The organism is Isoptericola sp. NPDC058082 (genome assembly GCF_042885055.1).
GTDB lineage: Bacteria > Actinomycetota > Actinomycetes > Actinomycetales > Cellulomonadaceae > Isoptericola.
Genome location: NZ_JBHVSQ010000003.1, coordinates 73651 through 80746, shown reverse-complemented (window position 1 = coordinate 80746; position 7096 = coordinate 73651). Strand labels below are relative to the sequence as shown.

7 protein-coding genes are annotated in these 7096 nt (G+C 74.2%); 6 read left to right on the top strand and 1 reads right to left on the bottom strand.

Annotated elements, in window-relative coordinates:
* Nucleotides 1–80 precede the first annotated feature (80 nt).
* The 6 genes from ACFVS0_RS05350 to ACFVS0_RS05325 are packed head-to-tail and all read left to right on the top strand — an operon-like array spanning nt 81 to nt 6021.
* The gene (locus ACFVS0_RS05350; RefSeq protein WP_430587370.1) at nt 81–1049 is read left to right on the top strand and encodes a carbohydrate ABC transporter permease; all 969 of its coding nucleotides are present in this window, start codon (nt 81–83) and stop codon (nt 1047–1049) included.
* Nucleotides 1050–1064: 15 nt separating this feature from the next.
* Nucleotides 1065–1982, top strand: coding sequence for a carbohydrate ABC transporter permease (locus ACFVS0_RS05345; RefSeq protein WP_430549520.1), 918 nt, complete (start codon nt 1065–1067; stop codon nt 1980–1982).
* The gene (locus ACFVS0_RS05340; RefSeq protein WP_430587369.1) at nt 1982–3358 is read left to right on the top strand and encodes an arabinan endo-1,5-alpha-L-arabinosidase; all 1377 of its coding nucleotides are present in this window, start codon (nt 1982–1984) and stop codon (nt 3356–3358) included. Before ACFVS0_RS05345 ends, ACFVS0_RS05340 begins: the two co-directional genes overlap by 1 nt.
* A complete protein-coding gene (locus ACFVS0_RS05335; protein ID WP_430587368.1) occupies nt 3355–4050 on the top strand; it encodes a DUF624 domain-containing protein in 696 nt (231 codons plus the stop codon). The genes ACFVS0_RS05340 and ACFVS0_RS05335 overlap by 4 nt, the downstream gene beginning before the upstream one ends.
* A gap of 55 nt (nt 4051–4105) precedes the next feature.
* Nucleotides 4106–4726, top strand: a complete 621-nt coding sequence (locus ACFVS0_RS05330) for an ArsR/SmtB family transcription factor (RefSeq protein WP_430549517.1) — start codon at nt 4106–4108, stop codon at nt 4724–4726.
* A complete protein-coding gene (locus ACFVS0_RS05325) occupies nt 4723–6021 on the top strand; it encodes an MFS transporter (protein WP_430549516.1) in 1299 nt (432 codons plus the stop codon). The genes ACFVS0_RS05330 and ACFVS0_RS05325 overlap by 4 nt, the downstream gene beginning before the upstream one ends.
* Here the strand turns inward: ACFVS0_RS05325 and ACFVS0_RS05320 are convergent.
* Complete coding sequence (locus ACFVS0_RS05320) at nt 6005–7093, bottom strand: LacI family DNA-binding transcriptional regulator (RefSeq protein WP_430549515.1); 1089 nt, start codon at nt 7091–7093, stop codon at nt 6005–6007. The two genes, ACFVS0_RS05325 and ACFVS0_RS05320, sit on opposite strands and share 17 nt — an antisense overlap.
* Between the last annotated feature and the right edge of the window lie 3 nt (nt 7094–7096).

Sequence of the window (7096 nt, the reverse complement as noted above, 5' to 3'; positions counted from 1 at the left end):
CGGCCGCCCCTCCCGGGCGGCCGCACCGCACCCCGCCCCCGCACGTCCCCCTCGCACGTCCCTGGACGAAGGAGTCTGCGATGACGTCCACCGCCACGCCGGCCACGGCCGGCACCCGCCCCCCGGCGCCGGACCCCGCCCCCGCGCCGCCACGACGCGGCGGGACCTCGCGGCTCCACCGCATCGAGAAGAGGTGGGCGCTGCTCTTCGTCGCCGCGCCCGTGCTCGGCTACCTGCTCTTCATCCTCTACCCCACCCTCTTCGCGCTGTACGCGTCGCTGACGCGGTGGAACGGGCTGGGGCCGATGCAGTTCATCGGGCTCGACAACTACGTCGCCCTGCTGGGCGACGAGCGGTTCCGCCAGACCCTCTTCAACACGTTCTTCTACATGATCGGCATCCCGATCGGGCTCGCGATCTCGCTGGCGCTCGCCGTGATGATGAACCGGAAGATCTTCGGTCGCGCCGCGTTCCGGGCCATCTACTACGTCCCCGTGATCTCGTCCATCGCCGCGATCGCGATCCTGTGGCAGTGGGCGTACAACGGCGACTTCGGTCTGGTGAACCAGTTCCTGGGGCTCTTCGGGATCGACGGCCCGAACTGGCTCGCCGACCCCCTCTGGGCCAAGCCCGCCATCATCCTGATGGCGGTCTGGAAGGGGCTCGGGTACTCGATGCTGCTGTACCTGGCCGCGATCCAGTCCGTGCCCCGTTCCCTCTACGAGGCGGCCGAGCTCGACGGCGCCGGCGGCTGGCAGAAGTTCCGCTCCATCACGCTGCCGATGGTGCAGCCGGTGACCTTCTTCCTCATCGTCACGCAGGTCATCGGCGGCGCGATGATCTTCATCGAGATCCAGATCATGACGCCCACCGGCGGCCCCGAGTACTCGACGGCCTCGGTCGTCTACCACATCTGGCTGCAGGCGTTCCGGTACCAGCAGATGGGCTACGCCACCGCGATGTCGGTGGTGCTCGGGCTCCTCATCCTCGTCATCACGCTCATCCAGTTCCGGCTGAACCGGCGCAACGCCGGCTTCGTCGTCGACTGAGGCCCGGGAGACACCATGACCACCACGACGCCCGACATCACGCCCGGCACCCCGCCCGGAACCCTGACCGGCACCCCGCCCGGCGCGCGCCTCGGCCGCACGGCACGCTCGCGCCTCACCGACACGGTCGTGTGGATCGTCCTCGCGGCGGGCGCGGTCTTCATGATCGCCCCGCTGGTGTGGATGCTCTCCACCTCCCTGAAGACGAAGCTCGAGGTCTTCGCCCTGCCCCCGGTGTGGATCCCGGAGGTGCCCCAGTGGGACACCTACGTCCGCATGTGGACGGACTCCTACGTCCTCGACGGCATCAAGAACAGCCTCGTCGTGTCGCTCAGCGTCACGGTGATCGGGACGTTCACCTGCTCGCTGGCGGCGTTCGCCCTCGCCAAGATGCGGATGCCGTTCAAGAACGCGATCTTCATCGGCCTGCTCACCGGCATCATGATCCCGTTCCCGACGATCATGATCCCGCAGTTCGTGATGTTCTCGAAGATCGGCTGGGTGGACACGCTGTGGCCCCTGATCGTCCCCGCGATCTTCGGCAACATCGTGATGATCTTCTTCCTGCGCCAGTACCTGTCGAGCGTGCCGGACTCCCTGGTCGAGGCGGCCAAGATCGACGGGGCGTCGTACTGGCAGATCTTCTGGCGCATGATCATGCCGATCATCCGACCGGCGGTCGCCGCCCAGTTCATCCTCTGGTTCATGGCGGTCTGGAACGACTACCTGGCGCCGATCCTGTACCTGAACACGCCGGAGCGGCAGACGCTGCAGGTCGTCATCGCCAACATGAACGTCCAGTACGCGACCCAGCGCGACTACCCGCTGATCATGGCCGCGTCCGTCGTCGCCGTGCTGCCCATCCTCGTGGTCTTCCTGATCTTCCAGCGGCAGATCATCGAGTCCGTCGCGCTCACCGGCACGAAGGGCTGATGGTGACCCAGACCGACACGGCCACGCCGCCCGACACCGCCGCCTGGGGCGGGCGCCACGTGCACGACCCCACCGCGGTACGGGACGACGACGGCGTCTACTGGCTCTTCTCCACGGACGCGCGCTCCGACGGCCCGGTCCGCGGCGGCGTCCAGGTGCGACGCTCCGCCGACCTCGTGACGTGGGACTTCCACGGGTGGGCGCTGCCCGGCGTCCCCGCGCCCGCGGCGGCGTGGTCGGGCGCCGAGGGCCTGTGGGCGCCCGAGGTCGTGCGCGTCGAGACGCCGGCCGGCACGACGTGGCGGATGTACTACTCGGCGTCGACCTTCGGCTCGCGCCGCTCGGCGATCGGCCTGGCGGAGGCGCCGCACCCGGCCGGCCCGTGGACCGACCGGGGCGTCGTCGTGGCGAGCGGCCACGCCGACCCGCCCGCGGGGCTCGGCCACCCCAACGCCATCGACGCGAACGTCGTGATCGAGCCGGACGGGACGCAGTGGCTCGTGTACGGGTCGTTCTTCGGCGGGATCCACGTGCTCCCGCTCGACGGCGCCACCGGGTTCGTGGCGGACGGCTTCGCGCCCGCCCTGGGCGAGCTGCACGCCGCACCGGGCCGCCTGCTGGCGCGCCGGGCGCGGGCGGCCGACGGCGCGGTCGAGGGGGCGTTCGTGCTCCCCCGGCCCGGCGGCGGATGGGCGCTGCTCGTCTCGTACGACTCGCTCGCGGGCAGCTATCACCTCCGGTCCGCCGTCGGCGACGCCGTCCCGGGCCCGTACCGTGACCGCGCCGGTCGCCTCATGACCGACGTCGACGCCGACCCGTGGACGGTCGGCGTGCCCGTGCTGTCCGGGCACCGGCTCGCCGGCGGGCCCGGGATCCTGGCTCCAGGCCACGCGTCCGTGCTCACGGAGCGGGTCCCCGCCACGGCCCCCGAGGCGGGCTCGCACGTGCGCCAGCTGCTGGTGCACCACGTGCGCGACGCGGACGCCCCCACCGAGCACCGGCTCCAGCTGCGGCGGCTCGTGTGGACGCACGACGGCTGGCCGCTCGTCGCCCCCCAACCGTGGGCGGGTGCCGAGCGCGAGGTGGACGACGTCTCCCGCTGGCCTTCCGACCCGGCCGTCCTCGACGGCACGTGGGAGCAGCTCACCCCGGGCACGGACCCGACGCGCGTGCAGGACGGCGCGGCGGGTCCGCTGGAGGCCCGGGCCGCGGTGCGGTCCCTGGGCGGGGGGCGGTTCGCCTGGACCGCACCCGACGGCGCGGCCGTGTCCGCCGTCGTGCACCCGGCGTGGGACGCCGTGCGCGACCGCGCCACCCTGTGCCTCGAGGCGCTCGACGACACGGGCCGCGTCACCCTCGCGACGAGGCTCCCGTGACGGCCCCCGTGCCGGACCGCGCGGCGGTGCGCACCGCCGTGGCCGACGCCGAGGTGCCCGGCTGGGCCGGCGGCGTCATGCTGGCGCTGCGCTGGGCGACCCTCCTCGTCGAGGTCACCGCCATGGTGGTGCTGGGCGCCCTCGCCGGCGGCGTGCTGCTCGGCCTCGGCCCGGCGCTGCGGGCGGGTGGGGTCGTCGCCGCCCGGATGACGGCGGAGCCCACGCCCTGGCGCACGTTCTGGCGTACGTGGCGCGACGGGTTCGGCCGCACCGCCGCACTCTTCGCTCCCGTCTGGGCGGTCGCCGGGCTGCTGTGGCTCGACGCCGGGGCGCTGGGCCTGCTCGACGGCTCGGACCTGCTCGGCGGGCCCGGGCGTGCGGTCCTCACCGCCGGCCTGGTGGTCGTCGGTGCGTGGGGCGCCGTCGTCCTCGCCTGCTGGCCGGTGGTGGTCGCGCGGTACGCGAGCGGGCCGGTGGCGACCTGGCGCCTCCTGCTGCTGCTCCCCCTGCTCGCCCCGGCGACGTCGGTCGCGATCCTCGTCGTGGCCGCGGCCCTGCTCGTGGCCGCCTGGGCGCTGCCGCTGCTGGCCGTCCTCGTGGTCCCGGGCTTCTGGCTGTGGGCCACGGGCCGCCTCGCCGCCGACCGGCTCGACCGGATCGACGCCCAGGTCTCGGGAGGGTCCGCGGCCTGAGGGACATTCCACAAGAACTCTTGTACAACACCCCTTGTGGGTCTACGGTGGCGGGATGACGCAGCCACCCGCCCCCACCGAGGGCACCCCGCAGGACGGCGCACCCGACCCGCACGCGGTGCGGACCGTCACCGAGGCGAAGGCGCTCGCCGCCCTCGCCAACCCCTACCGGGCGCGGCTCATGGACGCGCTCAAGGTCGACGGCCCCTCCACCGCGTCCGCGCTCGCCCGCCGCACGGGGCAGGCCGTCGGCAGCGCCAGCCACCACCTCAAGGTGCTGCACGACGCCGGCCTCGTCGCCGAGGCCCCCGAGCTCGCCCGCGACCGACGCGAGCGCTGGTGGCGCCTCGTCGCGCCACGGCTGCGCTGGTCGCGTCAGGAGTTCGCCGCGGACGCCGCCGCCGTGACCGCCGCGCAGGCCGCCGAGGCGCTCCACCTCCAGCGCCAGTTCGACCGGGTCCGGGAGTGGCAGGCCAACGCCGGGTCGGCGCCCGAGTGGGACGGCGCCGCGTTCGCGACCGAGACCTGGGTGCACCTGTCCCCGGAGGAGCTCGCCGCGCTCGGCGAGGAGATCACGGCCGTCCTCGTGCGGTGGGCCGAGCGCCCGCAGCCGGACGACGGTGTCGAGCGCGAGCCCGTGCTCGTCTTCGGCCGCGGGTTCCCCGCGCAGCCATGACCGCCGCGGCAGGCCACCGGGTCGTCCCCGCCGGCACCGGCACCGTCCCCCTGGCGCGCAACCGCGGGTTCCGCCGGCTCTGGTTCGGGGAGGGCGTCAGCGTGCTGGGCAACGCCACCACGTCGGTGCTGCTGCCCCTCGTCGCGGTGCTCGAGCTCGACGCCGGGGCGGCCGTCGTCGGCCTGCTCACCGCGGCGGCGTGGCTGCCGTGGCTCGTGATCGGCCTGCCCGCCGGCGCGTGGGTCGACCGGCTCCCGGCGCGGGCCGTGATGATCGCGGCCGACCTGGTGGCCGCCGTCGCCATCGGCAGCGTGCCCGTCGCGGCCGCGCTCGACGTGCTGACCCTGCCGCACCTGGTCGGCGCCGCGCTCGCCGCGGGCGTCAGCACGGTCTTCTTCCGCACCGCCTACATCGTGCTCCTCCCCCAGGTCGTGCCCGACGAGCAGCTCGAGGCCGCGAACGCGCGCCTGCTCGGCACCGAGTCGGGCATGCAGGTGGCGGGCCCGGGCATCGGCGGCGCCATGGCCCAGGCGCTCGGCGCCGCCGCCGGGCTGGCCCTGGACGCGGCGAGCTTCCTCGTCTCGGCGCTGTGCCTCTGGCGCGTCCGTCCCGTGCGCCGGCCCGAGCGCCCGCCCACCGCCCCGCTGCGGGTGCGCATCCGCGAGGGCGTGGCGTTCGTCGCCTCCGACCGCTACCTGCGCTGGTTCGTCGTCGTCGGCGGGATCTCCAACTTCGGCCTCACCGGGTACACCGCGCTGCTCGTGCTGTTCCTCGTGGACACCGTCGGCCTGGGCCCCTCGGCGCTGGGCGTCGTGATGACCGTCGGCGCGTGCGGCGGGCTGCTCGGCGCCACCGTGGCGACCTGGCTCAGCCGGCGCCTCGGCAGCGCCCGCGCCACGGTGCTGCTGATCGTCGCCGGCGGGCCCCCCGCGCTCCTGGTCGGGCTCGGGGGCGGCGGCGCGCGGGTCGCGTGGACCGTCGCCGGCCTCTTCCTGGTCGGGCTCGCGGTGGTCTCCGGGAACGTGCTGCGCGGGGCCTGGCGGCAGCGCTACGTGCCGCAGCCGCTGATGGGCCGCGTCGTGACGACGAGCCAGTTCGTCAACTTCGGCACGATGCCGCTCGCCGGGCTGGCCGCGGGCGCCCTGGGCGAGGTGCTGGGCGTGCGCGAGACCGTGCTGCTCATGGCGGCCGTGCACTGTGCCGCCTGCCTCAGCGCGCTGCGCAGCCCGTTGCGCGGCCTGCGGGAGATGCCCGCACCGCGGGAGATGCCGCGGGTCGTCACGCCGTCGCGCTGACCGGCGACACGATCTCCTCGTTGCCCCCGGGCTGCACGGCCACCACCTTCTCCATGCCCTCCGCGGCGTCGCCGGTGGACTCGCGGCCCACGACCCGCGAGTCCGGGATCACCCGGCGGAACGGGCGCTCGTCGCCGCCCGCGATCCGCTCGACGAGCAGGTCCACCGCCGTGCGGGCGATCTGCTCGCGCCCCGGGTCCACGGAGCTGAGGGTCGGCACCGAGTAGCGCACGTCGTCGACGTCGTCGAAGCCGATCAGCGCGACGTCGTCCGGCACCTCGATCCGGCGGGCGTGCAGCGCGTGCAGCGCGCCGAGCGCCATCGCGTCGTTGAGGGCGAAGACCGCGTCGATCTCGACGCCCGAGTCGAGCAGCCGGGCCATGGACTCCGACCCGGTCGAGCGGTGCCACAGCCCGGCCTCGGAGACGAGCGCCGGGTCGTACGGGAGCCCGGCGGCTTCCAGGCCCTGCCGGTAGCCCTCGGTGCGCAGGGCGGCGGAACCGACCAGCTCGCCCTCGTGCGCGCCCACGACGGCGATCCGCTTCCGGCCCAGCGACGCCAGGTGCAGGGTGGCGGCGCGGGCGGCGGCCACGTTGTTCATCGTCACGTGGTCGGCGGGGGCGTCGAAGACGCGCTCGCCCAGCACCACGAGCGGGAAGTCCACCGCGAACAGCTCCACGTCGTCCTGGCCGAGCGCCAGCGGCGAGAAGATCACGCCGTCCGTGAGGTGGCGCCGCCGGCCGTCGAGCAGCTCGATCTCGCGCTCGCGCACCGACCCGGTCTGCTCGATGAGCACGGTGAGGCCCTGCTCCTCGGCGGAGCGGATCACGGAGTCCGCGAGCTCCGCGAAGTACGGCAGCCGCAGCTCCGGCACGGCGAGCGTGATCATGTCCGTGCGCTGGGTGCGCAGGTTGCGCGCCGTGGTGTTGAGGCGGTAGCCGAGGTGCTCGATCGCCTCCTCGACGCGCCGGCGGGTCTCGGGCCGGATGTGCGGATACCCGTTGACGACGTTGGACACCGTCTTGATCGACACGCCGGCCCGCTGGGCCACGTCGTGCATGGTCACGCGCATGCC

Excerpts from the sequence above, each read along its gene's own strand:
- ACFVS0_RS05350 (WP_430587370.1), top strand. The coding sequence starts at position 81 with ATGACGTCCACCGCCACGCCGGCCACGGCCGGCACCCGCCCCCCGGCG.
- ACFVS0_RS05345 (WP_430549520.1), top strand. The coding sequence starts at position 1,065 with ATGACCACCACGACGCCCGACATCACGCCCGGCACCCCGCCCGGAACC.
- ACFVS0_RS05340 (WP_430587369.1), top strand. The coding sequence starts at position 1,982 with ATGGTGACCCAGACCGACACGGCCACGCCGCCCGACACCGCCGCCTGG.
- ACFVS0_RS05330 (WP_430549517.1), top strand. The coding sequence starts at position 4,106 with ATGACGCAGCCACCCGCCCCCACCGAGGGCACCCCGCAGGACGGCGCA.
- ACFVS0_RS05325 (WP_430549516.1), top strand. The coding sequence starts at position 4,723 with ATGACCGCCGCGGCAGGCCACCGGGTCGTCCCCGCCGGCACCGGCACC.
- ACFVS0_RS05320 (WP_430549515.1), bottom strand. The coding sequence starts at position 7,093 with ATGCGCGTGACCATGCACGACGTGGCCCAGCGGGCCGGCGTGTCGATC.